Source organism: Neisseria subflava (genome assembly GCF_003044645.1).
Classification (GTDB): Bacteria; Pseudomonadota; Gammaproteobacteria; order Burkholderiales; family Neisseriaceae; genus Neisseria; species Neisseria subflava_B.
This window is the reverse complement of sequence record NZ_POXL01000002.1, coordinates 334,289-358,332: the sequence shown is the minus strand read 5'-3', so window position 1 is coordinate 358,332 and position 24,044 is coordinate 334,289. Positions and strand designations below refer to the sequence as shown.

23 protein-coding genes and 3 tRNA genes are annotated in these 24,044 nt (G+C 52.1%); 13 read left to right on the top strand and 13 right to left on the bottom strand.

Translation table 11 applies throughout. The annotated features are described in order from the left end of the window. Positions 1–72 precede the first annotated feature (72 nt). The 3 genes from DBY97_RS03610 to folD form a co-directional block, all read right to left on the bottom strand. Positions 73–1,314 (bottom strand): aromatic amino acid transporter, encoded by a 1,242-nt coding sequence (locus DBY97_RS03610; protein WP_107857448.1) that lies wholly within the window; start codon positions 1,312–1,314, stop codon positions 73–75. Positions 1,315–1,443: 129 nt separating this feature from the next. Then, positions 1,444–2,517: an AI-2E family transporter gene (locus tag DBY97_RS03605; RefSeq protein ID WP_107857447.1), complete on the bottom strand. Its 1,074-nt coding sequence runs from the start codon at positions 2,515–2,517 to the stop codon at positions 1,444–1,446. 84 nt (positions 2,518–2,601) lie between these two features. Next, positions 2,602–3,453, bottom strand: coding sequence for a bifunctional methylenetetrahydrofolate dehydrogenase/methenyltetrahydrofolate cyclohydrolase FolD (gene folD / locus DBY97_RS03600; RefSeq protein WP_049336906.1), 852 nt, complete (start codon positions 3,451–3,453; stop codon positions 2,602–2,604). Between the two features lie 201 nt (positions 3,454–3,654). On the opposite strand from folD, the gene DBY97_RS03595 reads away from it, so the two are divergent. The 9 genes from DBY97_RS03595 to prmC all read left to right on the top strand — a co-directional run bounded on the left by DBY97_RS03595 (position 3,655) and on the right by prmC (position 10,620). Beyond that, positions 3,655–3,732 (top strand) — tRNA-Pro (locus DBY97_RS03595). Between the two features lie 27 nt (positions 3,733–3,759). Then, positions 3,760–3,836 (top strand) — tRNA-Arg (locus DBY97_RS03590). 9 nt (positions 3,837–3,845) lie between these two features. Further along, a tRNA-His gene (locus DBY97_RS03585) sits at positions 3,846–3,921 on the top strand. A gap of 258 nt (positions 3,922–4,179) precedes the next feature. Continuing rightward, positions 4,180–4,686 (top strand): adenylyltransferase/cytidyltransferase family protein, encoded by a 507-nt coding sequence (locus DBY97_RS03575; protein ID WP_107857446.1) that lies wholly within the window; start codon positions 4,180–4,182, stop codon positions 4,684–4,686. Next, entirely contained in the window at positions 4,683–6,443 is a 1,761-nt protein-coding gene (locus DBY97_RS03570; protein WP_107857445.1) for a bifunctional biotin--[acetyl-CoA-carboxylase] ligase/type III pantothenate kinase, read from the top strand. Before DBY97_RS03575 ends, DBY97_RS03570 begins: the two co-directional genes overlap by 4 nt. A gap of 15 nt (positions 6,444–6,458) precedes the next feature. Further along, a complete protein-coding gene (locus tag DBY97_RS03565) occupies positions 6,459–7,301 on the top strand; it encodes a cell division protein (RefSeq protein WP_107857444.1) in 843 nt (280 codons plus the stop codon). Between the two features lie 559 nt (positions 7,302–7,860). Then, the gene (gene tldD, locus DBY97_RS03560; protein WP_107857443.1) at positions 7,861–9,303 is read left to right on the top strand and encodes a metalloprotease TldD; all 1,443 of its coding nucleotides are present in this window, start codon (positions 7,861–7,863) and stop codon (positions 9,301–9,303) included. A 53-nt stretch (positions 9,304–9,356) separates the two neighbouring features. Beyond that, positions 9,357–9,818 carry a hypothetical protein gene (locus tag DBY97_RS03555; protein WP_107857442.1) on the top strand — a complete coding sequence of 154 codons (462 nt, stop codon included), beginning with the start codon at positions 9,357–9,359 and terminating at the stop codon, positions 9,816–9,818. Beyond that, positions 9,808–10,620 (top strand): peptide chain release factor N(5)-glutamine methyltransferase, encoded by an 813-nt coding sequence (gene prmC / locus DBY97_RS03550; RefSeq protein WP_107857441.1) that lies wholly within the window; start codon positions 9,808–9,810, stop codon positions 10,618–10,620. Before DBY97_RS03555 ends, prmC begins: the two co-directional genes overlap by 11 nt. A gap of 85 nt (positions 10,621–10,705) precedes the next feature. Here the strand turns inward: prmC and DBY97_RS03545 are convergent, their stop codons facing one another. The 4 genes from DBY97_RS03545 to DBY97_RS03525 form a co-directional block, all read right to left on the bottom strand. Then, a complete protein-coding gene (locus tag DBY97_RS03545) occupies positions 10,706–11,500 on the bottom strand; it encodes a 3'-5' exonuclease (RefSeq protein ID WP_039863832.1) in 795 nt (264 codons plus the stop codon). Positions 11,501–12,269: 769 nt separating this feature from the next. Further along, a complete protein-coding gene (locus DBY97_RS03535) occupies positions 12,270–13,154 on the bottom strand; it encodes a lipid A biosynthesis lauroyl acyltransferase (RefSeq protein WP_283120752.1) in 885 nt (294 codons plus the stop codon). A 78-nt stretch (positions 13,155–13,232) separates the two neighbouring features. Further along, positions 13,233–13,778, bottom strand: coding sequence for a crossover junction endodeoxyribonuclease RuvC (gene ruvC, locus DBY97_RS03530; RefSeq protein WP_107857438.1), 546 nt, complete (start codon positions 13,776–13,778; stop codon positions 13,233–13,235). 9 nt (positions 13,779–13,787) lie between these two features. Continuing rightward, positions 13,788–14,618, bottom strand: a complete 831-nt coding sequence (locus tag DBY97_RS03525) for a carbon-nitrogen hydrolase family protein (RefSeq protein WP_107857437.1) — start codon at positions 14,616–14,618, stop codon at positions 13,788–13,790. Between the two features lie 94 nt (positions 14,619–14,712). On the opposite strand from DBY97_RS03525, the gene DBY97_RS03520 reads away from it, so the two are divergent. From DBY97_RS03520 to DBY97_RS03505, 4 genes are all read left to right on the top strand, one after another. Continuing rightward, positions 14,713–15,012 (top strand): porin, encoded by a 300-nt coding sequence (locus tag DBY97_RS03520; protein WP_036492622.1) that lies wholly within the window; start codon positions 14,713–14,715, stop codon positions 15,010–15,012. Positions 15,013–15,316: 304 nt separating this feature from the next. Beyond that, complete coding sequence (locus DBY97_RS03515) at positions 15,317–15,511, top strand: CsbD family protein (RefSeq protein WP_107857436.1); 195 nt, start codon at positions 15,317–15,319, stop codon at positions 15,509–15,511. 72 nt (positions 15,512–15,583) lie between these two features. Next, complete coding sequence (locus tag DBY97_RS03510) at positions 15,584–15,742, top strand: DUF1328 domain-containing protein (RefSeq protein ID WP_039862543.1); 159 nt, start codon at positions 15,584–15,586, stop codon at positions 15,740–15,742. A 140-nt stretch (positions 15,743–15,882) separates the two neighbouring features. Beyond that, positions 15,883–17,175 (top strand): valine--pyruvate transaminase, encoded by a 1,293-nt coding sequence (locus DBY97_RS03505; protein ID WP_107857435.1) that lies wholly within the window; start codon positions 15,883–15,885, stop codon positions 17,173–17,175. A gap of 68 nt (positions 17,176–17,243) precedes the next feature. On the opposite strand, the gene DBY97_RS03500 is transcribed toward DBY97_RS03505, so the two are convergent. The 6 genes from DBY97_RS03500 to DBY97_RS03475 all read right to left on the bottom strand — a co-directional run bounded on the left by DBY97_RS03500 (position 17,244) and on the right by DBY97_RS03475 (position 23,982). Next, entirely contained in the window at positions 17,244–18,002 is a 759-nt protein-coding gene (locus tag DBY97_RS03500; protein ID WP_107857434.1) for an iron ABC transporter ATP-binding protein, read from the bottom strand. Positions 18,003–18,085: 83 nt separating this feature from the next. After that, positions 18,086–18,712, bottom strand: a complete 627-nt coding sequence (locus DBY97_RS03495; protein WP_107857433.1) for an FmdE family protein — start codon at positions 18,710–18,712, stop codon at positions 18,086–18,088. A gap of 140 nt (positions 18,713–18,852) precedes the next feature. Next, positions 18,853–20,718, bottom strand: a complete 1,866-nt coding sequence (locus tag DBY97_RS03490) for an acyltransferase family protein (RefSeq protein WP_107857432.1) — start codon at positions 20,716–20,718, stop codon at positions 18,853–18,855. Between the two features lie 142 nt (positions 20,719–20,860). Then, positions 20,861–21,832 (bottom strand): iron chelate uptake ABC transporter family permease subunit, encoded by a 972-nt coding sequence (locus DBY97_RS03485; protein ID WP_107857431.1) that lies wholly within the window; start codon positions 21,830–21,832, stop codon positions 20,861–20,863. After that, positions 21,822–22,790, bottom strand: coding sequence for an ABC transporter permease (locus tag DBY97_RS03480; protein ID WP_107857430.1), 969 nt, complete (start codon positions 22,788–22,790; stop codon positions 21,822–21,824). The genes DBY97_RS03485 and DBY97_RS03480 overlap by 11 nt, the downstream gene beginning before the upstream one ends. Positions 22,791–23,019: 229 nt before the next feature. Next, positions 23,020–23,982 carry a siderophore ABC transporter substrate-binding protein gene (locus DBY97_RS03475; protein ID WP_107857429.1) on the bottom strand — a complete coding sequence of 321 codons (963 nt, stop codon included), beginning with the start codon at positions 23,980–23,982 and terminating at the stop codon, positions 23,020–23,022. Between the last annotated feature and the right edge of the window lie 62 nt (positions 23,983–24,044).

Sequence of the window (24,044 nt, the reverse complement as noted above, 5' to 3'; positions counted from 1 at the left end):
AGGGGGTATTGTAGCGGAAAATAATGAATTAGGCCGTCTGAAAGAGGGTGTTTCAGACGACCTTAAGGGAATTTAACCTTTAAATACGGGAACGAGTTCCATTTGGCTCAGTATTTGGGCGGCAATGTTGATGATGCCGAAGAGGAAGACCCAAACCATCAGCCAGAATCCGCCGTAAACTTTGTAGTTTTTGCCGGCGCCGAATTTATGACGCGAGCGGTAGAGCAGCATGGCGGGGATGATGCCGGTCCAGATGGTGGCGGCCAGACCGACGTAGCCGATGGCGGTAACGAAGCCGGTGGGGAAGAGCAGGCAGGAAATCAAAGGTGGCAGGAAGGTCAGCGCGGCGGTTTTGGTACGGCCTGAGATGCTGTCGTTCCACTTGAAGATGTCGGCAATGTAGTCGAACAGGCCGAGCGTTACGCCGAGGAAGGAGGTTGCGATCGCCATGTAGGAGAACAGGGTCAACACTTTGTCCATATTGCCGGTTTGGGCGAACTTGGACAGCGTTTCGATCAGGACGGAAACTTGTCCTTCTGCGGCGATAACCGGTGCGAACTCGTTGCGCGGCAGGTTGCCTTGGATGGCGATTTGCCAGAGGACGTAAATCACCAAGGCAATCAGCGTACCCGACCACAGGGATTTGGCCACTTTGGGCGCGTCGCCTTTAAAGTATTTGAGCAGGCTGGAAACGTTGCCGTGGAAGCCGAATGAGGCAAGGCAGACGGGCAGGGCGGTGGCGACATAAATCCAGTAGCTGGTGCCGGCAGGGGCTTGGGTGTCGAACAAGATAGGCATTTTGGCATCGGCAATCAGGCCGCCGGTTGCCCAAATAAAGGTCAATACCATGCCGCCGATGAGGATGCTGGTAAAGCGGTCAACCAAGCGTGCGGATGCCCAAACGCAAAAGGCGAGAATGCCGAAGAAGACAAGTTGGCCGACGGTGAGCGAAATTTCGCTGCCTACCGCGCTGCCGATGCCTTTGGCGGTCAGGTCGCCGCCGACGAAGATGTAGGCGTAAGTGAGCAGGTATAAAACAAAAGCGACGGCAACGCCGTTGATGACGTTCCAAGTCGGGCCGAGCAGGTCTTTAACCATGGTGTCGAAGCTGGCGCCGTGCGGATAATGGGTGTTGACTTCCAAAATCATCAGGCCGCTGGAGAGCATGGAAAACCAGGTGTACAGCAACACGGCCAGCGAGCCGGTAAACCATACGCCGGAGGTGGCGGTCGGGTTGGCAAGCATGCCTGCGCCGATAACCGTACCGGCGATAATCATCGCGCCGCCGAATAGGGAAGGGGTTTTGGTTGACATTTTTTATCTTTCTTCTAGAAATGCGTGGCTGCCATTATGCCGTAAAGTGTAAGAAAAGGTAAAGCAAAGGCCGTCTGAAAACCCGATTGTCGTTTTCAGACGGCCTTTGATGTGTATAAACGCAACTGATTAAATCAATTTCCGCAGTTTCAATTCGTTTTTCAGATAGGCGTAATAAACCGGCGCGACGATGATGCCGCCGATGCCGAAAATGCGTTCAAAAACGACCATCGCCACCAGCAATTCCCATGCGCTGGATTCGATTTCCGAGCCGATGATTTTGGCGTTGAGGAAGTATTCGAGCTTATGGATGACAACAAGGAAAACCAACGAGGCAAGTGCGACGTAAAGCGATGCACCGAGGCTCAAAATAATGATGATGGTGTTGGAAATCAGGTTGCCCGCCACCGGAATCAGGCCGACGATAAAGGCGACGATCAGGACGGTCATTTTAAACGGCAGGTCAACGCCGAACAGCGGTAAAACCAAGTAGAGGTACAGGCCGGTCAGGAAGGTGTCGATCAGCGAGATTTTGACTTGGGCGAGGAACACGCGTTCAAAGCTGGTTTCAAAATTGACGATGCGCCGCATCAATTCGGCTTTAAACAGCGGCATTTTGCGGCGGTTTTTACGCATTTTCAGGCGGTGGAAACTGAGCATGGCGCCGATGATGATGCCGATGAGGATGTACACGAATGACGTGATGCTGTTTTTACTGATACGGGTCAGCGCGGCGCGGTATTCTTCAATCAGCTTGATTGCCGAGGCTTTGATTTCGGCCATATTGTTGGGCAGCATATTGAGAATGGCCGCAGGCAGGTCTTGGCTGTTTTTGGTGTCTTCCAAAATTGCCGCCAGCTTGGCCAGCATGAAGCCGACATGGCCGCCGTGTATCAGGTGGTAAATACCCAAAGACATCATCGTGATGATGCTGAACACGATGGCCAGAGTCAGCGTGGTGGAAATCAGGTTGATATTGTGCGCATTGAGCGATTTATGCAGCCGCGTGTTGCGCGGTAAAACACGGCGGCGGAGCTTGAGGATGACTCCGTTGGTGCGCGTAATAAAGATATAGGTCAGGATAACCGACAGCAGCAGCGGCAGAAAATGGTAGTGCAAGACAATCAGCAAAGCCAAACCCATCAGGATATAGGAAGCGTTGCGGAAAGTCGGGTTGTCGGTGTGGGAAGAGAGTAAGGACATGTGAAACCAATAAGGTAAAAAGCAAAAAAACAGGTCAGGCCGTCTGAAAAACCATGTTCAGACGGCCTAACTTAATGACAGCGATTAATCGTGCAATGAAGCCGCGTGTACCGTGTTTTCCAATAAAGTGGCAATCGTCATCGGGCCGACGCCGCCGGGAACGGGCGTAATCATGGATGCGCGTTCTTTGGCAACATCAAACTCCACGTCGCCGCACAGGCTGCCGTCGTCCAAGCGGTTGATACCCACATCGATAACGACGGCGCCGGGTTTGACCCATTCGCCTTTAACGAAATTCGGAATGCCTACGCCGACCACCAAAATATCTGCGGCCGCAACTTCATCGGCAAGGTTTTGCGTGGCGCTGTGGCAGATGGTTACCGTCGCGCGGGACAGTAGCAATTCCAACGCCTGCGGGCGGCCGACAATATTAGACGCGCCGACGACGACGGCTTTTTTGCCTTTCGGGTCGATGCCGTAGGCTTCCAACAAAGTCATCACGCCTTTGGGCGTGCAAGGGCGCATCAGCGGCATTTTGACGACCAGGCGGCCGACGTTGTAAGGGTGGAAGCCGTCCACATCTTTATGCGGTTCGATACGCTCCAAAACCGCTTGGCTGTCAATGTGTGCCGGCAGCGGCAGTTGCACCAAAATACCGTCGACGGCAGGGTCGCCGTTCAATTCGTCCACCAGTTTCAGCAAATCGTCTTGCGTGGTTTCAGACGGCAGCTCATAAGAGCGCGATTCGATGCCGCTTTTTTGGCAGGCCAGTTTTTTATTGCGTACATAAACCGCGCTGGCAGGGTCGTCGCCAACCAATACCACCGCCAAGCAAGGCGTGTGCAAACCTTTTTCCTGACGCGCTTTTACCGCCTGCGCGACCGCCTCGATGCGTTGCTGGGAGATTTTTTTTCCGTCTATAAGTTGTGCAGCCATGATTTTTCCTCCTCAATAGGGATAAATATTGCGTTTAAATTATCGCATTTTTCAGACGGCCTGACACAAAAGAGTAGCCCTGATTGTGAAGCATAAAAATAAATAACGATTAAAAATAATAAGATAATCAAAAAATGAAAAAATAAAGCAAAGTAGGTGTTGACCGGATTAAAAAGGGTCTGTATAGTTCAGGTCTTCAGTCGGGGCGTAGCGCAGCCCGGTTAGCGCATCTGCTTTGGGAGCAGAGGGTCGTGAGTTCGAATCCCACCGCCCCGACCACAAAATTCTTCGCACGAATCGGCATGAGCGCCCGTAGCTCAACCGGATAGAGCACCGACCTTCTAAGTCGGGGGTTACAGGTTCGATTCCTGTCGGGCGTGCCAATTTTTACGGTGGCTGTAGCTCAGTTGGTAGAGCCCTGGATTGTGATTCCAGTTGTCGTGGGTTCGAGCCCCATCAGCCACCCCAGATAAAAGCCTGCATATTGTATGCAGGCTTTTTTCCGTTTATATCCGAATTTTACTTCAGATTTAATTGGGTTTCAAAAAAGTATTTATCAAACCGTTTCATCATGGCATCGGCAAAATGGCGTTTGCGGTGTTATCAAATATCAATGAATACTCAATCAAGCCTAAATATTATACCGTTCGGTATCTTTTTATGGCGTTTCGCCGTTATCCTTTATAATACCCCGATTATTTTCTGTTTTATTCCCAAAGGAACCGCATCATGTCCGAATGGTCAGCTCCAGAATTTGAATCCAAAATCTGTCCGCCCGAAAAGCTGGCGGAGCGTTTGGCGGCATTGCCCCGTCCGCTGGTGTTTACCAACGGCTGTTTCGATATTCTCCACCGGGGTCATGTAACGTATCTGGCGCAGGCGCGATCGGCCGGTGCGGCTTTGGTATTGGCGTTGAATACCGATGCTTCGGTGCGTCGTCAGGGCAAAGGGGACGACCGTCCGATTAATCCTTTGGAAAGCCGCGCGGCAGTGGCAGCGGCATTGGCCAGCGTGGATTTGGTCACTTGGTTTGATGACGATACGCCGGCCGCGCTGATTGAAATGGTCAAACCCGATGTATTGATTAAAGGCGGCGACTGGCCTGTGGATAAGATTGTCGGTGCGGCCGAGACGTTTGCGCGTGGCGGTAAAGTATTTTCGATTCCGTTTTTACACCAGACTTCGACCACCAAAACTTTGGCGAAAATCCGCGAAGCTGGAGGAGGCGAATGACGGATTTGAACAGCCGCCATTGGGCCTTGCTCGCCGCGCTTTCAGACGGCCTGCCGCAACACGTTTCTCAGTTGGCGCGAGTGGTCGGGATGAAGCCGCAACAATTAAACGGATTCTGGCAGCAGATGCCGGGCCATATCCGCGGTTTGCTGCGCCAGCACGACGGGCAATGGCGCTTGGTGCGCCCTTTGGCTGTGTTTGCCGAAGAATCTCTACAACAAATGGCCGGAAAACAGGGTTTTCGTGCGCAGTTGAAACACGAATGTTCGTCCAGTAACGACGAAATTATGGTATTGGCGCGTCAGTCGGCAGATTTGGCGCATAAGGCCTTGTGCGTGGCGCATTTCCAAACCAAAGGACGCGGACGGCAAGGGCGAAGCTGGGTCAACCGACAGGGCGAATGTCTGATGTTCAGCCTGGGCTGGGCGTTTGATAAGCCGCAGTATGAGCTGGGTTCGCTAGCGTTGGTGGTGGCATTGGCTTGCCGCCGTGCGCTTGCCGATATCGGTTTGGACGTAAATATCAAGTGGCCGAACGATTTGGTCGTGGCCAACGATAAATTGGCCGGTATTTTGATTGAAACGGCGCGGGTAGAGAATAAGACTGTTGCCGTCATCGGCATCGGCATTAATTTTGTATTGCCGAAAGAAGTGGAAAACGCCACTTCCGTGCAGGCCTTGTTTCAGACGGCCTCTAAGCAGGGTGTAAGCGTCAAAACCTTGTTGAATGCGGTATTGGCGCAACTTGATGCGCTGTTGAGCGAATACGCGCAAAACGGATTCGCGTCATGTGTCGGCGAATACGATGCCGCCAATCGTGACACGGACAGGCCAGTGTTGCTGCTTCAGGAGGGGCGCGTTGTACACGAAGGCGTAGTTAAAGGCGTGGATGCGCAAGGTGCGTTGCGTTTGCTGACGGACAAGGGCGAAAAAACCATCGTCAGCGGAGAGATCAGCTTGCGTCCGGATAATCGGCCGGCACAACCTGCTGCGGCGAAACCGGAACGCTTTTTGCTGCTGGACGGCGGCAACAGTCAGTTGAAATGGGCGTGGGTAGAGAACGGCACATTTACCGAAGTCGGCCGTGCGCCGTATCGTGATTTAACCCAGCTGGGTGAAGAATGGCTGCAATTCGCCGATGACGATGTGAAGATTGTCGGTTGCTCCGTGTGCGGTTCGGTCAAAAAAGCGATGGTGGAAGAACAATTGACCCGTCCGGTCGAATGGCTGTCTTCCATGCCGCAGGCTTTGGGCATCCGCAACCATTACCGCCGCCCTGAAGAACATGGTTCCGACCGCTGGTTTAATGCGCTGGGCAGCCGCCGCTTCACGCAAAACGCCTGCGTCGTCGTCAGCTGCGGCACCGCCGTAACTACCGACGCGCTGACGGAAGACAATCATTATCTCGGCGGCACCATCATGCCCGGTTTCCACTTGATGAAAGAGGCAATGGCGCTCAAGACCGCCAACCTCAACCGCCCCATCGGCAAGGTATATCCGTTCCCAACCACAACGCCGAACGCCATTGCCAGCGGCATGATGGATGCCGTTTGCGGCGCGTTGATGATGATGCATGGCCGTCTGAAAGACAAAACGGGCGAGGGCAAACCAGTCGATATCATTATCACCGGCGGCGGCGCGGCCAGAGTCGTGCAGGCGCTGCCGGAGTCATTCGTTCATGACAATCAAGTGAAAATCGTCGATAATCTCGTGATTCACGGGCTCTTGCATTGGATTGCCCATCGCAACGGACAATAAAAAGGAAAACGCATCATGAAATGGCTGTTTGCGGTCTTGGTCACACTCAACATCATTGTTTTTGGCAGCATGGTTGCCTATCAGACACAACATAAAACCGCCAAACCCGAATCTGCTTTGGAAGGCGGTACGCACGAATTATTGCGCCCATCTTCTTTGGACGCGCCTAAAGCCGAGCCTCAGCAGGCATCGCAACCCGATTGGGTGGTGGTCGAATCAGACGGCCTGATTATGGCCGAACCTGAATCCGAAGAAGCGGAAGCCTTGCGTAAAAAGCAAGAAGCGCAGCAGTTGAAAGAGAAAAAAGAAAAAATGCGCCGCGAGAAAGAAGCGCAAGAGCGCCGTGCCGCCGAAGAAGAGATGGGCGCGGCCGGCGTGGAACGCTTGTGTACCAGCAGCGCCACCGTAGTGATGGATGAAGACGATTACCACCGCATCAAAGGTCTGTTGGGCAAATGGCCTCATGCGGCCAGCCGCAGTATCGAAAAACGCAACGGCGCATCCGGTGGCGAGACTTCTTCCAAAACTTTCCGCGTGGTCTTGCCTGCCGACGGCGACACTTCCGCACAGCTGGATGCCTTGGGCAGCCGCGGCTTTAGCGGCAGCATTCACAACGGCGAAATCAGCATTGACGTAACACGCAGCCGCTCTTCCGCCCAAGTTTTGATTTCACGCTTGTCCAGCGCAGGTTTCGGCGGTGCGCGTATTGTCGAACAGGAAGACAGAAGCGCACCCGATACCGGTTTGAGCGTGGCGCGCATGACCGTGGTCTTCATGGCGGTCGACGAGCGCGATGCTCAAGACATCAGAAACATTGTCGGCCGTTATGGCAAGTTGAACATGAAAACCTGCCGATAATCAGGTCTATTCGGCTTCAGACGGCCTGATAAGCAGCCGGCCAAGTCTGGTAAACTGAACACTACATAACATGAAACCCACTGTATCGGCAGTGGGTTTCATGTTTTTCGGTTTTGAGTATCTGATATAAAGGGGAACAGGTATGTTTCGTATATGCGCACTCCGAGTATCAAGAGATAATGGGAAAGAGGGGGATAAAATCTGTCGTTTAATGGCTCGGATTAGGACGTCTTCCGAGTGGTTTTGATTATACGCTAATAATAACTATTATCAATAGCAAAAATAAAAAAATAAGGGATTTTTCTGTAATAGATTGTTTTGTATGAGAATTAAATTTCAGTATCGTCTTTGCCATGATTGAAAAGGCCGTCTGAACGTCAAACAAACAGGCTGGTTGAAATAGGGTAAGGCAAACATTTCAACCCTATATTTCAGACGGCCTTTTGATTTGTTTCAATCACTCATAAACCCAAGCAATCAACATATCCAAAGCCATATAAAATACCGTATAATCAAGGCCAAATTAACTTTGCCTGCTTGTCGGGCCGTCTGAAAAATTATGCAACAAACCTACGCCGCCGTACAGCGAGATTTGCTCGAAGCCAACCACCTTTCCCCCGATTTGCTCGCCCAAAGCCTGAGCATTATCGGCGCCAACCATGTCGATTATGCCGACATCTATTGTCAGCGCACTGCCTATGAAAGCTGGCATCTGGAAGAAGGCATCGTCAAATCGGGCAGCTTTCAAATCGATCAGGGTGTGGGCGTGCGTGCCGTTTCGGGCGATAAAACTGCTTTTGCCTACGCCGACAGCCTGTGTATCGATTCAATCAACCGCTCTGCCAAAGCCGTGCGCGTGATTGGTGCGGCCGGCGGCGAGGCCAATGTCAAAGTGCCGACACCTGCCTACGGCAAGCCTGTCCACATGGCGATTGACCCTATTGCCAGTCTTGATTCTGCTGCCAAAGTCGCGCTGTTGAACAAAGTTGAAACGCTGGCCAAAGCCGCCGATCCGCGTATTGTGCAAGTGATGGCTGGTTTGACCTGCGAATACGACATGGTGTACATCGCCCGTCTGGATGGTAAACACGCTGCTGATATCCGCCCGATGGTGCGCATGAACGTTACCGTCATTGCCAAGCAGGGCGAGCGTCGCGAGCAGGGCAGTGCGGGCGGCGGCGGACGTTATGATTTGGCGTATTTCGATGAAAACTTGGTTTGTCGGTTTGTCGATTCCGCTGTCAAACAAGCGCTGACCAATCTCGAATCCCGTCCTGCGCCTGCCAGCGAGATGACTGTCGTTTTGGGCAACGGCTGGCCGGGCGTGTTGTTGCACGAAGCGGTCGGACATGGTTTGGAAGGCGATTTCAACCGCAAAGAAACCAGCGTTTTCTCCGGCCGAATCGGCGAGCGCGTGGCCGCCAAAGGCGTGACCGTTGTGGATCAAGGCGATATTGCCGACAGACGCGGTTCGCTCAATATCGACGACGAAGGCAATGAGACCCGCCGCACGGTATTGATTGAAGACGGTATTTTGGTCGGCTATATGCAGGACGAAACCAACGCCCGTCTGATGGGCACGCAATCGACCGGCAACGGCCGCCGCGAAAGTTACGCTTCCGCCCCTATGCCGCGCATGACCAATACCTTTATGGAAAACGGCGGCTATGAGCCGGAAGAAATCATCGCGTCCATCGACAAGGGTATTTACGCCGTCAATTTCGGCGGCGGACAAGTGGACATTACCAGCGGCAAGTTCGTGTTCAGCGCATCCGAAGCGTGGTGGGTGGAAGGCGGCAAGCTGCAATATCCTGTCAAAGGCGCGACCATCATCGGCAACGGCCCCGAAGTGCTGAAACACGTTTCCATGATAGGTAATGACTCCGCGCTCGACAGCGGTATCGGCGTCTGCGGCAAAGAAGGGCAGAGCGTGCCTGTCGGCGTCGGACAACCGACCCTGAGGATTGATGCCGGACTGACCGTCGGCGGTAGCGAAATTTAAACGGCAGGCCGTCTGAAAGGTTTTCAGACGGCCTTTTACATTAGGATAAAACCATGCAGGAACAGAATCGGAAATCAAGTTTTCCCATAGTGATGTTGCTGGTGTCGGTTGCCCTGTGGATAGCGTCTTTGTCCAATGTTGCATTTTATTTGGGCAATCATGAAAGCATGAAGGGTTTGACCGTTTTGATTTTGGGGTCGATATTTGCCTCTTTGGATATCAGGTATTGTGCGGCCTATGCGAATTATGTTTGGTTGGCAGCCATTGTGTTGCTGGCGTTGCGGAAGAAGGTCGTGCCTGTCCATGCGGCACTTTGGGGCTTGGCGCTGGTGGCTTTCAGTGTGAAAGCCGTACACGTCGATGAAGCAGGGAATACATCGGATATTGTGCGCTACGGTGCAGGATTTTATTTGTGGTATACCGCATTTGCGGTTGCCACCATCGGTACGTTTGCCGGAAAGAATAAGGAGAGAAAAGCCACAACGCTGGTAGATGGGACGAAAAATGACGCTTGATGAATGGTTGCGCCAATCGGCACTGCCCAAAAACGAAGCGCGGATGTTGTTGCAATATGCGCTGGGTTACACGCGTGCGCAGCTGGTGACACGCGGTACGGACGATTTGGCAGACTCTGCCCTGCAAGCCTTGAAGGCTTTGGCTCAACGCCGTCTGAAAGGCGAGCCGATGGCCTATCTGTTGGGCGAGCGCGAGTTCTACGGACGACGCTTTACCGTCAATCCCCATGTGCTGATTCCACGCCCTGAAACCGAGCATTTGGTGGAAGCCGTGCTCAAACGCTTGCCGCCGCAAGGCTGTGTGTGGGACTTAGGGACGGGCAGCGGCGCCATTGCCGTGACCGTCGCGCTTGAACGCGTTGATGCCGATGTTCGTGCATCCGATATCAGCGTCGGTGCTTTGGATACCGCCCGTCAAAATGCGGCCGAATTGGGTGCAAAAGTCGAGTTTGCGCAGGGTTCGTGGTTTGATACCGACAGGCCGTCTGAAGGCCGATACGATGTGATTGTTTCCAATCCGCCGTATATCGAGGATGGCGATGAACATTTGTCTCAAGGCGATTTGAGGTTTGAACCGCAAAACGCGCTGACCGACTTTTCAGACGGCCTCAGCCATATCCGCCACATTACCCAAGAAGCCCCAAAATACCTGAAAGCCAACGGCTGGCTGCTGTTTGAACATGGCTATGACCAAGGTGAAGCAGTGCGGAATATTATGCTGGAGAACGGTTTTGCCGAAGTGGCAACCGAACAGGATTTGGCAGGATTGGACAGGATCACGCTGGGGTGTTTGCCTGCTTAGTGGGCATGGTTTGTCGAATATATAAAAAAGGGCGTGTCGATCACGCCCTTTTGGTTTTTTGGTTTAGCTGTTCAGACGGCCTGGTTTAACGCCAAGCAGCAACAAACTCCGCCCAGTGTTGTTTTTCTTCGGCTTGTGCGGCCAGATAGTGTTTGATGCGTTTGATTTCGACTTCGTATTCGTCGGCATCGAGCGCGCCGCTCATCATGCGAAAGCGCATGTACATCAGGTAGGTATTGGCGGCATCGGTTTCGCAATAGTCGCGGATGTCTTTCAGACGGCCTGCATGATAAGCGTCCCAAACCTTGCTGCCGTCCATGCCCAATTTGCCTGGGAAGCCGCAGAGTTTGGCCATATCGTCCAAAGGCACGCTGGCACGCGGTTGGTAGAGGGCGAGCAAATCCATCAGGTCGCAATGGCGGGTGTGGTAGCGGCTGATGTAGTTGTTCCACTTAAAGTCGCGACTGTCGCCAAAGTCGCCGTCGCCCATGTCCCAATAACGGGCGGCGCTGATGCCGTGTATCAGGGCGCGGTAGTGGAGGACGGGCAGGTCGAAACCGCCGCCGTTCCAGCTGACGAGTTGCGGCGTATAGTTTTCGATGACCTCGAAGAACTTGGCAATCATGACTTCTTCGCTGTCTTCGGGATCGCCGATGGTGCTGACGCGGATTTTGTCCTGACCCCAGCGCATACAGCAGGAGATGGCGACGACTTGGTGCAGATGGTGTTGCATAAAGTCGCTGCCGGTTTTGGCGCGGCGTTGCTGTTGGGCAAACAGGACGACTTCGTTGTCGGGCAAATCGGCAGGCAAATCGTAAAGCTGGCGGATGCCGTTTACGTCGGGAATGGTTTCGATGTCGAAGGCGAGTATCGGAGTCATGGCGTGATCGGGTTGGATAAGGGATGATGTCATTGTGGCATGACGGCGCAGATAAAAAAAGAGGCAATCCCCCACAGGATTGCCCCAATACCTCAAATCAGAGATTTACGCTTCACAAACAATACAGGCTTTCACCTGCGGCTTTACAGATGCAGCTCAACTCTGCATCAGTAAACTTTCATTTCGGGCATTGCACCGAAATCCTCTAAAATACCGCAATTTCTTGCAATATCAGAAAACTGCTCACAAAAGATCTAAAACCGGCGAAGGCCGTCTGAACGTTTTGTAATTTGATGTAGTGAAATTTACGCGAATTTTTACAGTTTGCCAAGTATTTTTTTCTGAAGGTCTGGTTCAGTATAAATTGCAATTTTTGTCATATTTTTGCAATTAAATTTCATGATTATTTTAAATTTAGATATTTATTTTGTATTTTTCATTTTAAATTTACTTTTATTGCATATTTTTAATGATTAAATTGTGTTTTTTTGGATGAACTGTTTTGCAATATATTGTTTTTAAAAGAAATTAAATTTAATATGTAAATGAAAAAAGTGTACTGGGCCTGATGTTTTTCATTTGAGAAAAATATAGGGTTGTTTGAAAGTTTCAATCGCGATAAAAAAGCTGTTTTTAAAGCATTTAAAGCGGGATGTTATTTGATTGTTTGGAATCGAACATGAATTTTGGTTTGATTCAATTAAAATGAAAAAGCGGCGAAAGAAGGATTTCGCCGCTTTTTGCAAATTTAAATTGTAATTCGGTGTAGTCAATAAAAGCTGTTTTCGCCTTCGGGACGGGTTTTGAAGCGTTTGTGCAGCCAGAAATATTGTTCGGGATGCTCGCGTACCCGCTCTTCGATGAAGTCGTTCATGCGCTGGGTATCGGCTTCGACATTTTCGGTCGGGAAATTGTCCCAAGCCGGATAGAAGCGCAGGGTTACGGTATTGTCGGCTTCTCGTGTGGGAATGGCGGGAATGATTTTGGCTTTGGTCATGCCGGCGATACGGCTGAGGCCGGTAATCGTGGCCGTCTGAATGCCGAAGAAATTGACGAAAATGGAATCGTTGCGGCCGAAGTCTTGGTCGGGCAGATAAAGAAAGGGCGCATCGCTTTTGCGCAGGTGTTTGATAATGGCGCGCAGGCCTTCCGTGCGGCCGATCAGGAAAACATTGTTGTAGCGGTGGCGGCCTTTCAGGATTTGCTCGTCCAGGGCTTTGTTTTTTTGGTGCGAATACATGCTGGTCAGCGGCACATCCTGATTAAGCGTGTAAACCGCCATTTCAAATGCAGTAAAGTGCGGATAGAGGATGATGACTTTTTCTCTGGCGGCGAGGGCTTGGTCAAGATGGTGTTTGTCTTGATAACGCACCAACGAGCGCAGTTTGTCCGCAGGCGCGTACCAGTAGAGGCCGTATTCGAGCATCAGCTTGGCCATGTGTTGGAAATGGCGTTTGAGCAGGGCGGTGCGCTGGCTGTCGTTTAGCTCGGGAAAGCATTTTTTGAGGTTTACCTCGCCGACTTTGCGGCGCGGTTTGACTGCGTAATAGGCGAGAATGCCGATCGCGTCGGCAATCTTGTGCAACACGCAAAAAGGCAGCAGGCGGATGAGGTAGAGAAAAAGGAAGGCGGCTTTCATGCAGGCTCGCTGTATGTGGGCAAAGGGTTATTATAACCGAAAGGCCGTCTGAAAACGGGCTGGAACACTATTTCAGACGGCCTGAATGTCGGCTTACCATTGGAAACGGCCGCGTTTGACTTGCAGGCCGTCGGGATTGAGTTGCGAAGCCAATCCGTGATTGCGCAGGGCGTGGGTAAGGGCGACGGCGAGTCCGTCGGCGGCATCGGCTTGCGGCGTGCCGGAAAGCGCAAGCATTTGGACCACCATATGCTGCACCTGCTCTTTGGCGGCCTTGCCCTTGCCAACTACTGCCTGCTTGACCTGAAGCGCGGTGTATTCAAATACGGGCAAATCGTGCATGACCAAAGCGGCAATCGCCGCACCGCGCGCCTGACCGAGCATTAACGTCGCGGCCGGATTGACGTTGACGAAGACTTGCTCGATGGCCGCCTGATGGGGTTGATAGTGGCGGATGATTTCGTCGATATGGCGGACAATCACGGCGATGCGTTCGGAAAGCGACGCGCCGGTCGGCGTTTTGATACAGCCGGAAGCGACATAATGATGCTTGCGGCCGTGGACATCAATCACGCCGAAGCCGGTCATGCGGCTGCCGGGGTCGATGCCGAGAATTCGTGTGGATTGGAACTGGGACATAGTGCGTGTTTAAAGTAATCGGTGTTTCAGGGCAGGCAGGCGCGTGCGCACGCTTTGCAGGCGCGCGGTATCCAAATCGGCACAAATCACGCCTTCGCCTTCCGGCAGCGTCGCCAACACATCGCCCCAAGGGTCGATAATCATACTGTGGCCGAATGTGCGGCGGCCGCTTTCATGCAGTCCGCCTTGTGCCGACGCGATGACGTAGCATTGGTTTTCCACCGCACGGGCGCGCAGCAGCAATTCCCAATGCGCCTTGCCGGTCGTGTAGGTAAACGCGGCAGGCAACAGCAAAATATCAAACGGCTGCTGGGCGCGGAAAAACTCAGGAAAGCGCAAATCGTAGCAGACGCCGGCCGCCAGCGGAACATCGTCCACGCTCAGCTTCGGCACATCGCTGCCCGCCAGTATCGTATCGGCTTCGGCGTAGCGTTCGCCCAAGCCGGAAAAGCCGAAAAGGTGCATTTTGTGGTAAAGCCCGATTCGGTTGCCGTCGCGGTCATACACCAGCATCGTGTTCATCACCTTGCCAGCGTTTGGGCTTTGCAGCGGAACCGTACCGCCAAACAACACTACGCCGTATTCCCTTGCTGTTTCGCTTAAGGCCGTCTGAAAACGGGTGTGGCAGGTTTCGCCAACTCGTCCATCGTCCAAAGGCTCGGCAAATGCCAGCTTGTCCGTATCGTTTTTGCCCATCAGCGGCCAATATTCGGGCAGCAACACCCAATCCGCCCCTTGTTCGGCAGCCTCGCAGACAAGGCGCTTCATGGTGGAAATATTGGTTTCGGGGTCGGTGGACGACACCATTTGCACAGCGGCGGCGCGTAAAGAGCGCATCATCAAAACTCCTGTCAGATTTTGCAAGAATTGTAACTTGTTTACGCATAAGGCCGATACAATCGTCACACAATTCCTCTCCAAAAAAGGATAAACCATGAACTTGAAACTTCTCCTCACTGCCGCACTTTCCACCGCCGCACTTGCCGCACATGCTGACGTACAGCTTTACGGTAGCATCAAAAGCGGCATCGAAACCTCGCAAACCCGTTTCGGCGGCCAAACACACAGCAGCACCGCCGTTGCCGATCAAGGCAGCCACATCGGCTTGCGCGGTTCGCATCCGATTGGTGGCGGAACGAATTTTATTTGGGAAGTCGAACAAGATACTCCGGTCGGTAAAAGCGGCTCCATCCGCCAAGATTGGCGCGAACGTCGAGATAATTTTGGCCGTTAAAGGAAAATATTGGATAGTAACAGGCCGTCTGAAAGATTTTCAGACGGCCTGTGTTTTTATAGTGAGGTCGATTAATTTAAAGAATACACTTAAAAGGAGGTAATCAATAATATCTTAATATTTTCAAAATTTAACGGTTTTGTATAACTTATTGATTAAGTGGGAGATTAATAAGATATTGGTTGATTGATTAAAAAATCAGCATTGTCTTTGCTTGAAAATTAATAAATTATCAAGTAAGGTTAAATGCAAGCGGTTTTATACGTGAGTTAAATACTAATCAATAAGATAGGATGGTATAACCATGAATGAAGATATTATCAAAGGAAAATGGGAGCAACTTAAAGGTAAAGCCAAAGAAAAATGGGGCGAGCTGACAAACGACGATTTGGACATTATCGAAGGCAAGCGCGATCAGTTGGTCGGTAAGCTCCAAGAGCGTTACGGTCGTACTAAAGATGAAGCTGAAAAAGAAATTGATGATTGGTTGAACAGCTAAGACCGTTGAATTTCACCATAAACGGTCGTCTCTCCCTCGACCGTTTTTATATTAAACCGAAAGGAAAAAATGATGCTTCATTATTCGATCGTTTTCTTTATCATCGCTATTATTGCAGCTGTATTAGGTTTCGGTGGTATTGCAGGTAGTGCGGCAGGCATAGCCAAAATTTTATTTGCCGGTTTCTTGATCTTGTCGGTGATATCACTGATTTTTGGCAGGAAGAAATAATACCTGTAGACCAATAAGGTTGTATCAAGCCACCATTCCGTCAAATAGGCCGTCTGAAAAATCAGGATAACTGGTTTTCAGACGGCCTTTGTTCTTATAATAGCGGTTTATTTTTTTACACACTCAGCAACGGAGTTTCCATGCAGTTTTCAGCATTCGGCGAAAAATTCACACAACACAGCGGTATTTTGCAGTTGATGGACGATTTGGGCGATGCGCTCAAAAGTGACAAGCCCGTCAATATGCTTGGCGGCGGCAATCCGGCGCGGATCGCCGAAGTCAATGCGGTGTTCGCCGATGTGTTTTCCAAGTTGGCAGCGGAACACGCTGTTGAGAATATCGGCAATTATTCCAATCCGCAGGGCGACGCGGCGCTGATTGCGGCTTTGACTGAGTTTCTCAACCGTGAATACGGTTGGAATCTGACGGCGGACAATATCGCGTTGACCAATGGTTCGCAAAACGCGTTTTTCTATTTGTTTAACTTGTTCGGTGGCAAATTCAATCTTTCAGACGGCCAAACGGCTGAGAAAGCCATTTTGTTGCCGCTTGCGCCTGAATATATCGGTTATGCGGACGTGCATGTCGAAGGGCAGCATTTTATTTCGGTGAAGCCGAAAATCGAAAATGTCGAACACGAAGGCGAAGTGGGCTTTTTCAAATACCGCGTGGACTTTGACGCGCTGGAGAGCCTGCCTGAATTGAAAGAGGGCAAAATCGGTGCGATTTGCTGTTCGCGTCCGACCAACCCGACCGGCAATGTGTTGACCGACGGTGAGATGGCGCGTTTGGACGCTTTGGCGCAAGAACACGGGATTCCGCTGATTATCGACAACGCCTACGGAATGCCGTTCCCCAACATCATTTACAGCGACGTGACACTGAATTGGCACGAAAACATCATCCTCTGCTTCAGCCTTTCTAAAATCGGCCTGCCCGGCGTGCGTACCGGCATTATTGTCGCCGCACCGGAAGTGGTCAAAGCCGTCAGCAGTTTGAATGCGATTGTGAACCTGTCGCCAACCCGTTTCGGTGCGGCGATTGCGGCTCCGCTGTTAAACGACGGCCGTCTGAAACAGCTGGCCGACCAAGTGATTCAGCCGTTTTACCGTCAGCAGGCGCAAACGGCAGTTGCCCTGCTGAAACGCGAATTGGGCGCGTATCCGTTGAAAATCCACAAACCTGAAGGTGCGATTTTCTTGTGGCTTTGGTTTGAAAACCTGCCTGTTTCGTCGCAAACCTTGTACGAAATGCTCAAGGCCGAAGGCACACTGATTATTCCGGGCGAGCATTTTTTTGTCGGTATTGATAGGCAAGACTATCCGCACGCGCACGAGTGCATCCGCATGAGCATTGCGCAGGACGCGGAAACGCTGGAAAAAGGCATTGCCGCGATCGGTCGCGTGGTGCGCGGTTTGTACGATAAAAAATAAACGCTTTGAATAGACAAAGGCCGTCTGAAACCTGAACAATCGGGTTTCAGACGGCCTTTTTGTCGGATTTAGATATGGTGGATAACCAGTTTTTTGCCTTCGTAATCGAGGACGTTGACGTCCATATCGAATAGGGTTTTGATGTTTTCGGTGGTGAAAATATCGTTGGGCTTGCCCTGCATGGCGACTTGGCCGTTTTTCATGGCGACGACGTAATCGGCGTAGGCGGCGGCCTGGTTGATGTCGTGCAGGACGACGACGGTGGTGCGTTTGTGTTCGTCGGTCAGCCGGCGCAGGATTTGCATGAGGGAGCGGGCATGATACATATCGAGGTTGTTCAGCGGTTCGTCCAGCAAAACGTAGTCGGTGCGCTGGCAGAACACCATGGCAATCATGGCGCGTTGGCGTTGGCCGCCGGAAAGCTCGGTCAGGTAACGGTCGGCAAAGTCTTGCAGGTGGAACTCGGCAAGCGCTTCTTCGACGATGGTTTTGTCGTTTTCAGACGGCCTGCCTTGGTGGTAGGGATAGCGGCCGAACATGAGCAGGTCGCGCACGGTAATGCGGCTCATGATGCTGTTTTCTTGGGTGAGGATGGAAAGCGTGCGGGCGAGTTCGGCGGTGGGGGTGGTTTTGATGTCTTTGCCTGCGTAGCTGATGTCGCCGTGTACCAAGGGCTGCAGGCGCGCCATAAAGGAGAGGAGGGTGGACTTGCCTGCGCCGTTCGGGCCGATCAGCGCGGTAATGCCGCCTTCGGGGATGTCGAGGCTGACGTCGTTGAGGATGGGGTTGCTGCCGATGGTGTGGCTGACGTTGCGGATGGTAATCATAGGCGGATCCGAAAATGGGAAGTTGGGGTTTCAGACGGCCTTTCAGCATGAGGCCGTCTGAATTTTATTCCTGTATGGTATGGTTAGATTTCGCTGACAGTGACAAATTCGGGATTGTCGGCTTGGTCAATTAGGAAGGCGCGGACGCGTTCTTGCCAAAGCTCGCCGAATTGTTTGAGTTCGTTGGCACTTGCACTGCCGCTAACGGCTTTGGGCATGATGTCGCGCATTTGCGGTGCAAAGGGTTGGAGCGCGGCGTTGAGGCTGACGGCAACAGTTTTGCCGGTATCGCGGCGGCGGAGCGCGAGTGTGCCGTTGATTTCGCCTGCACCAAAGGACAATAAATGGCGGCGGGCAAAGCGTCCGGCCGGGCCTACGCCGCCAAAGCCGGTTTCGGGTGCCGCGCCGGTAAGGAGTTGGACGACGGAAGCGGTAACACCGGTCGTGCCTTCGTCACGCTCGCCCTGCATAAAGGCTTCGATGTCGCCGCGCTGCGGCAGCTCTTCGCCGTAAAGGGCTTTCAGGCCTTTGACCACCATCAGGTAGGCGCCGGCGACGGTCGGGCAGGAATGGCCGCACAGGCGCACGGCATCGGCGTAGTGGTAAGTGAGGATGCCGTTTTCGGCCGCGCCGAGGAAGTCGGCCAATGCGTCTTGGACGGTAATGGTCGGGGCGTCATCGAAGAATGAAGGGAGGCGTTCTTGTGTCATGAGGGTTGTCCTTTATGGGTTTGCTTAGGCCGTCTGAAGGTTTCAGACGGCCTGAAACCTTTGCGGCATACTGTTTGCTGCGCTTTGAGCGGCATTTGCATTCAGTATTGCGGCAAAGGTTTCGGACTGAAACTGCGGTGTTATTTTAGGAGTATTTTTTTGTCCTGTATAAATTTTTCCGCCAGTTTTGTCACACCGTGGGTATTGAGGTGGTTGGTGTCAAAATATATCGGCAGGCCGTCTATGGTTTTGTCTGCCGGAATAGGCTCCATGATGTTGACCCAATGCACGGCAGGCCGCTGTTTGACGATGTTTTCTATGGTTTTGTCCGCTTCGGCGGAGCGGGCAATTTCCGCTTTTTTATGCTCGGAAACGTATTGCATGTCGATGCCGAGACGCTGTTTCAGGTAGTAATGGCGCAGGGGCAGTTGCGCGTTCATCGGTGTGTCGGCAAAGACGTAAACCTGCTTGCCCTGTTGGATCAGGGTGTCGAGCATTTTGCCGAAATGCTCCGTAAAACCGGGCTTGTCGGTATGCAGGAACCAACGTTGCGAGATAAAGACCACCGGATAGTTTTTGACCTTTTGTGCGATAAAGCGGTTGTAAGGGTTGCAGCGGTTGGCACGGCGGTCGCTTTGCGGCAGGAGGAAGCCGAAGGCAACGCCGCAGCTGTTGGACGAGATAATGTCGGCGGCAAAGCCTTCCTGTTTGCCCACTATATCGATAAAGGGCGTCAGGTGGGCGGCGTGGGAGTCGCCCATCAGCAGGACTTTGCTGCTTTGGTTTTCCGCGCCGACAGCGCAGTCGGTTTTGGTCAAGGTATCCGCGCAGATTTTACTTTCGTCAACCGTATATAGGTTTGCCTCGTATGCGGCCGGTTTGGCAGTCAGCAGGTAGCCGGCGGCAGGAATCAGCAGGGCGAAATAAGCGGCGATTACCCCGATGAATTTCTTGGTGGTGAAATTCTTTATCCGTCGCGCCGGTGTTTCGACGAAGTAATAGGACAAAACGGACAAGCCGGACATCAGCACCACTGCCAATACAATCGCGGACATCGGCAAAGCGTTGTCCATGTAAACATAGCGCATGACGGCCAAGACCACCCAATGCCAGAGATACAGCGAATAGGAAATCAAACCGATAAACACAACGGGCTTGAGGCTCAACAGTTTGGCGGTATTGAAGCCGTTTTGCGTTTGCAGGGTTTTGCCCGAGTAAATCAAGCCTCCAACCGCCGTACAGCACAGCAGCCGTTCGATATTGCCTTCGCCGGGCAACACGCCGTAAGGAAGCAGCAGCATGGCGGCAATAACCGCCATCATCGCCCAGCCGACCAGAGGCGTGCTGAAACGGTCGTTGGTTTGGGAGGGCGGAATAAAGGCAAAAAGTGCGCCGATCAGCAGCTCATATGCGCGCACATAAGGCAGGAAATAAGGATCCATGCCGAAGGTGGGCAAAAAGACGGACAACAGGCTCAATACAATCAGCAAAAGGATGAATTGGCGGATGTTGCGCCCTTTGCTGAATCGGAAAAAAGCAGTCAGCAAAACTGGAAAAACAAAGTAAAACTGCTCTTCCAGCGATAAAGACCAAATGTGCTGCAAAGGTTTTTCCGCCGCATCGGCATCGAAATAACCGCCGCGCCGTGCAAAAAACAGGTTGGCCGAAAACAGCAACGCAAACACTGCGGATTTGACGTATTGGCGCAGGTCAAACGACAAGAAAAAGATTGCGGCGGCCAAGCTCGTACACAGCAATACGCAGGAAAAAACAGGCAAAATGCGCTTCGCGCGGCGTTTGTAGAATTCTAAAAACGAAAAACTGCCGTTTTGCATTTCGCGGCTGATGATGGTGGTGATCAGATAGCCGGACAAAACGAAAAACATATCCACACCGAGAAAACCACCGGGCAGCCAAGCGGCATCAATGTGGAAAATAATGACAGCCAAGACTGCCAAAGCCCGGATGCCGTCCAAGTCGGGACGGTATTTTAATGTCGTGCTCATTTTTTGTAATTCTAGTAAATCCAGTAATGTTTACTATGAGTACATGTCAGAAATTTAGTTTCATTTCAAGGATTAAATATTTTGAAAACATGGATTTCAGACGGCCTGAATTTATTTTTGCGAACGTTTGGGCACGTTTAATTTATTTCTTTTTCAACACTAAATATAAAAATACCAATCCGCCTGCAAATTCGACGACCACGCTCAATACGGCCTGCATGCCGAGGAAGTGTTCGAAGATGGTTTGCCCGCCGACCAATAGGATGCCGCCGACACAAAAAGTCATGGGCAGGCGGACGGAATGTTTGACCGACGGGGAAAAATGGTTGGCCAGCGCGGCAACCAGCAGGCCGAAAAAGCTTACCGGGCCGACAACGGCGGTCGCGGTCGCAACCAATGCAGCGATCCACAACAGCAGCCATAAGGTATTGCGCGTGTAGTTGATGCCCAAATTGATGGCCTGATTGCGACCGAGCAGGTAAACATCGAGGCGGTGGCGTTCGCGCCAGATTATGGCGGCGCTGATGAGCAACACGATTGCGCCGATACCCAACAATTCCGAGTGGACGGTATTGAAGGTGGCAAACATATTCGCCTGTGCGGCGGTAAATTCTTCGGGGTCAATCATGCGCGAAAGCAGCGACGACAGGCTGCGGAACAAAATCCCGAAAATCACGCCGATTAAAATCATGCGCGACAAATCGCGTCCGCCCTGTTTGATGAGTGTGTAGAACAGCAGCAGCGAGCCGCCCATCATGACGACCAGTTCAAAGCCGAATTTTCCCGTCAACGGCAGGGAAGCATAGCCCACGCCGCCGAGCGTAAACACCAGCAAGGTCTGCAAAAACACATACAGCGAATCGAAACCCAAAATCGAAGGGGTCAGAATCGGATTGTTGGTCAGCGTTTGGAAGAGTTGCGTGGACACGCCGACCGCATAGGCGACCATCAGCAGCGCGGCAAGTTTGGTCAGACGCAGGTGCAAGACAAAGTCCCAATCGCCTTTGACGTTGAGCGTCATAAACAGGACGCAGGAAACCAGCAACAGCGCAAAGGCCACCCACAACGGACGGCTGCTTCCTGCCATAAAACCGATATTTTTTTCAGACGGCATGAGCAGGTTTCCTTAATAAAAGCCATAAAAACAAAGCCGTCCCCATTACGCCAAAAACCGTAGAGACCGGAATTTCAAACGGAAACACAATCACGCGTCCGACAATATCGCACAGCAATACCAAAGACGCGCCCAGCAAGGCCACCGCGGGCAAGCTTTGGCGCAGCTTGTCGCCCATCAGGCGGCTGATGATGTTCGGCACGACCAAGCCGATAAACGGAATATTGCCGACAGTCACGACCACTAAAGACGTAATCAGTGCCACAATAATCAGCCCCGACCACAGAATCGCCGTCCGGTTCAGCCCCAAATTCACGCTTACCGTTTCGCCCAAACCCAAAATCGTCAGCTGGTCGGCAATCAAATAGGCAAACAAAGCCAAAATCCCCGTTGCCCACAACAATTCATACCGCCCGAGCAACACGCCGGAAAAATCGCCCTGTTGCCACACACCGAGCATTTGCAACATTTCGTTTTCATACGCGATAAAGGTAGCCACCGCCTCAATCACACCGCCGAAAATAATCCCGACCAAAGGCACCATCAGTTGCGCGGTCGGCGGCAGGCGGCGGATCAGCAGCATAAAGACCAACATCCCGATCAGCGCGGCAACGGCGGCAACCGACATTTTTGCCAGCAGCGGCGCGGCCGGAAGCAGCAGGGTCATCAACAGCAAGCCCAAAGCCGCGCTTTGGCTTGCGCCCACCATCGACGGTTCGACAAAACGGTTGCGCATCAAAATCTGCATAATCATACCGGCCACCGCCATCGACGCACCCGTCAGCACAATCGCAAACGTGCGCGGCAGGCGGCTGATAAACATGACCTGCTGGCTGTCGGATAGCGAAAACAGGGCGGACCATTTGAATTCGGCCACGCCGACCGATAGGCTGACGGCAAACAACATCAGCAGCGCCACACCGTTGACCGCATTTAAAAATGAAGGTTTGTGAAACATAAAATGGTTCGGAAAAAATAAGGCCGTCTGAAAGAAGGGTTAAGGTATTTGGAAAAAAAGCAGGTTTGCCCATCATAAAAACAGATGCAAACAGGCAAAAATTGTCCATTTGCACCATGTATTTTCAGACGGCCTAAATCCAATGACTTCAGATCAAGCAACTTGATCCTGTGCATCATCAAACCCTTCAGGCCATCTGAAAGAAGCGGGCGGCTATGCCCGCGCCGAATTACTTGGCCGCATTAAACGCATCGCTGACCTGTTTGGAAGCATTCAGCAATTCTTGTGCGCCGCCGGCCGCCAGATAGGTTTCCGGCACGAGGTACACGACTTGGCCTTTTTTCCAAGCGGTTGTTTCGGCAACCAGCGGATTGTCCAACACATCTTTCGCAGCCTGACCTTCTTCACCGATGGCCGCGCCGCGGTCCAAAACAAACAGCCAATCAGGGTTTTTCTCTTTCAGGTATTCAAAGCTGATAGGCTGGCCGTGGCTGCCTTCTTTAATTGATTCATCAACAGCGGGAACGCCGATGTCTTTATGCAACCAACCGCCCAAACGTGAGGAAGGGCCGAAAGCCGACATCTTACCGCCGTTGACCAAAATCACCAAACCCTTGCCTTTGCCTTGCGCAGCAGTTTTCGCCGCTTCAAACGAAGCATCGATTTCCGCTTTCAGCTTGTCCGCTTCGGCCTGTTTGCCGAAGATTTGACCCAGTGCGTCGATGCGCTCTTTTGAGCTTTCTTTCAGATTGGCGGTTTCGGCAGTCATCTCGATGGTCGGTGCGATCTCGTTCAACTTGTCAAATGCTTTGGCCGCACGGCTGCCGATGATGATGAGCTGCGGTTTGTAAGCGTTGAGTGCTTCGTAGTCAGGCTCAAACAGCGTGCCGGCAGGTTTCGTGGATTTGAAATATTCGTCTAAATAAGGCAGCTGGTTTTTATCGACGGACAAACCGGTTTTCACGCCCAGTTTGTTTAAAGTGTCGAGCATGCCCAAATCGTAAACGGCGATACGCTCCGGATTTTGCGGCACTGTTGCCTCACCGCGCGTGGTTTTCACCGTCAGGCTTGCGCCTTCGGTTTGGGCGGCAGAAGCGGAAGCAGTTTGCGCCTGATTGGAAGCAGAATCTTTTGGTGAACACGCACCCAAAGCGAGGGTGCAGCATACGGCTAAAGCGGTCAAACGTAACATAGAGTTTCTCCGTAGTCGGAAATAAAGTAAATCGAAATGATAACTTGTATCGGATTATAAAG

Bases quoted from the DNA above. Each gene is read 5' to 3' on its own strand.
- DBY97_RS03485 (WP_107857431.1), bottom strand. From the start codon at position 21,832: ATGCCGTCTGAAAAAAATATCGGTTTTATGGCAGGAAGCAGCCGTCCG.
- DBY97_RS03495 (WP_107857433.1), bottom strand. From the start codon at position 18,712: ATGACACAAGAACGCCTCCCTTCATTCTTCGATGACGCCCCGACCATT.
- tldD (WP_107857443.1), top strand. From the start codon at position 7,861: ATGCAACAAACCTACGCCGCCGTACAGCGAGATTTGCTCGAAGCCAAC.
- DBY97_RS03555 (WP_107857442.1), top strand. From the start codon at position 9,357: ATGCAGGAACAGAATCGGAAATCAAGTTTTCCCATAGTGATGTTGCTG.
- prmC (WP_107857441.1), top strand. From the start codon at position 9,808: ATGACGCTTGATGAATGGTTGCGCCAATCGGCACTGCCCAAAAACGAA.
- folD (WP_049336906.1), bottom strand. From the start codon at position 3,453: ATGGCTGCACAACTTATAGACGGAAAAAAAATCTCCCAGCAACGCATC.
- DBY97_RS03510 (WP_039862543.1), top strand. From the start codon at position 15,584: ATGCTTCATTATTCGATCGTTTTCTTTATCATCGCTATTATTGCAGCT.
- DBY97_RS03500 (WP_107857434.1), bottom strand. From the start codon at position 18,002: ATGATTACCATCCGCAACGTCAGCCACACCATCGGCAGCAACCCCATC.
- DBY97_RS03475 (WP_107857429.1), bottom strand. From the start codon at position 23,982: ATGTTACGTTTGACCGCTTTAGCCGTATGCTGCACCCTCGCTTTGGGT.
- DBY97_RS03570 (WP_107857445.1), top strand. From the start codon at position 4,683: ATGACGGATTTGAACAGCCGCCATTGGGCCTTGCTCGCCGCGCTTTCA.
- DBY97_RS03520 (WP_036492622.1), top strand. From the start codon at position 14,713: ATGAACTTGAAACTTCTCCTCACTGCCGCACTTTCCACCGCCGCACTT.
- DBY97_RS03505 (WP_107857435.1), top strand. From the start codon at position 15,883: ATGCAGTTTTCAGCATTCGGCGAAAAATTCACACAACACAGCGGTATT.
- DBY97_RS03490 (WP_107857432.1), bottom strand. From the start codon at position 20,718: ATGAGCACGACATTAAAATACCGTCCCGACTTGGACGGCATCCGGGCT.
- DBY97_RS03525 (WP_107857437.1), bottom strand. From the start codon at position 14,618: ATGATGCGCTCTTTACGCGCCGCCGCTGTGCAAATGGTGTCGTCCACC.
- ruvC (WP_107857438.1), bottom strand. From the start codon at position 13,778: ATGTCCCAGTTCCAATCCACACGAATTCTCGGCATCGACCCCGGCAGC.
- DBY97_RS03515 (WP_107857436.1), top strand. From the start codon at position 15,317: ATGAATGAAGATATTATCAAAGGAAAATGGGAGCAACTTAAAGGTAAA.
- DBY97_RS03610 (WP_107857448.1), bottom strand. From the start codon at position 1,314: ATGTCAACCAAAACCCCTTCCCTATTCGGCGGCGCGATGATTATCGCC.
- DBY97_RS03565 (WP_107857444.1), top strand. From the start codon at position 6,459: ATGAAATGGCTGTTTGCGGTCTTGGTCACACTCAACATCATTGTTTTT.
- DBY97_RS03545 (WP_039863832.1), bottom strand. From the start codon at position 11,500: ATGACTCCGATACTCGCCTTCGACATCGAAACCATTCCCGACGTAAAC.
- DBY97_RS03480 (WP_107857430.1), bottom strand. From the start codon at position 22,790: ATGTTTCACAAACCTTCATTTTTAAATGCGGTCAACGGTGTGGCGCTG.
- DBY97_RS03605 (WP_107857447.1), bottom strand. From the start codon at position 2,517: ATGTCCTTACTCTCTTCCCACACCGACAACCCGACTTTCCGCAACGCT.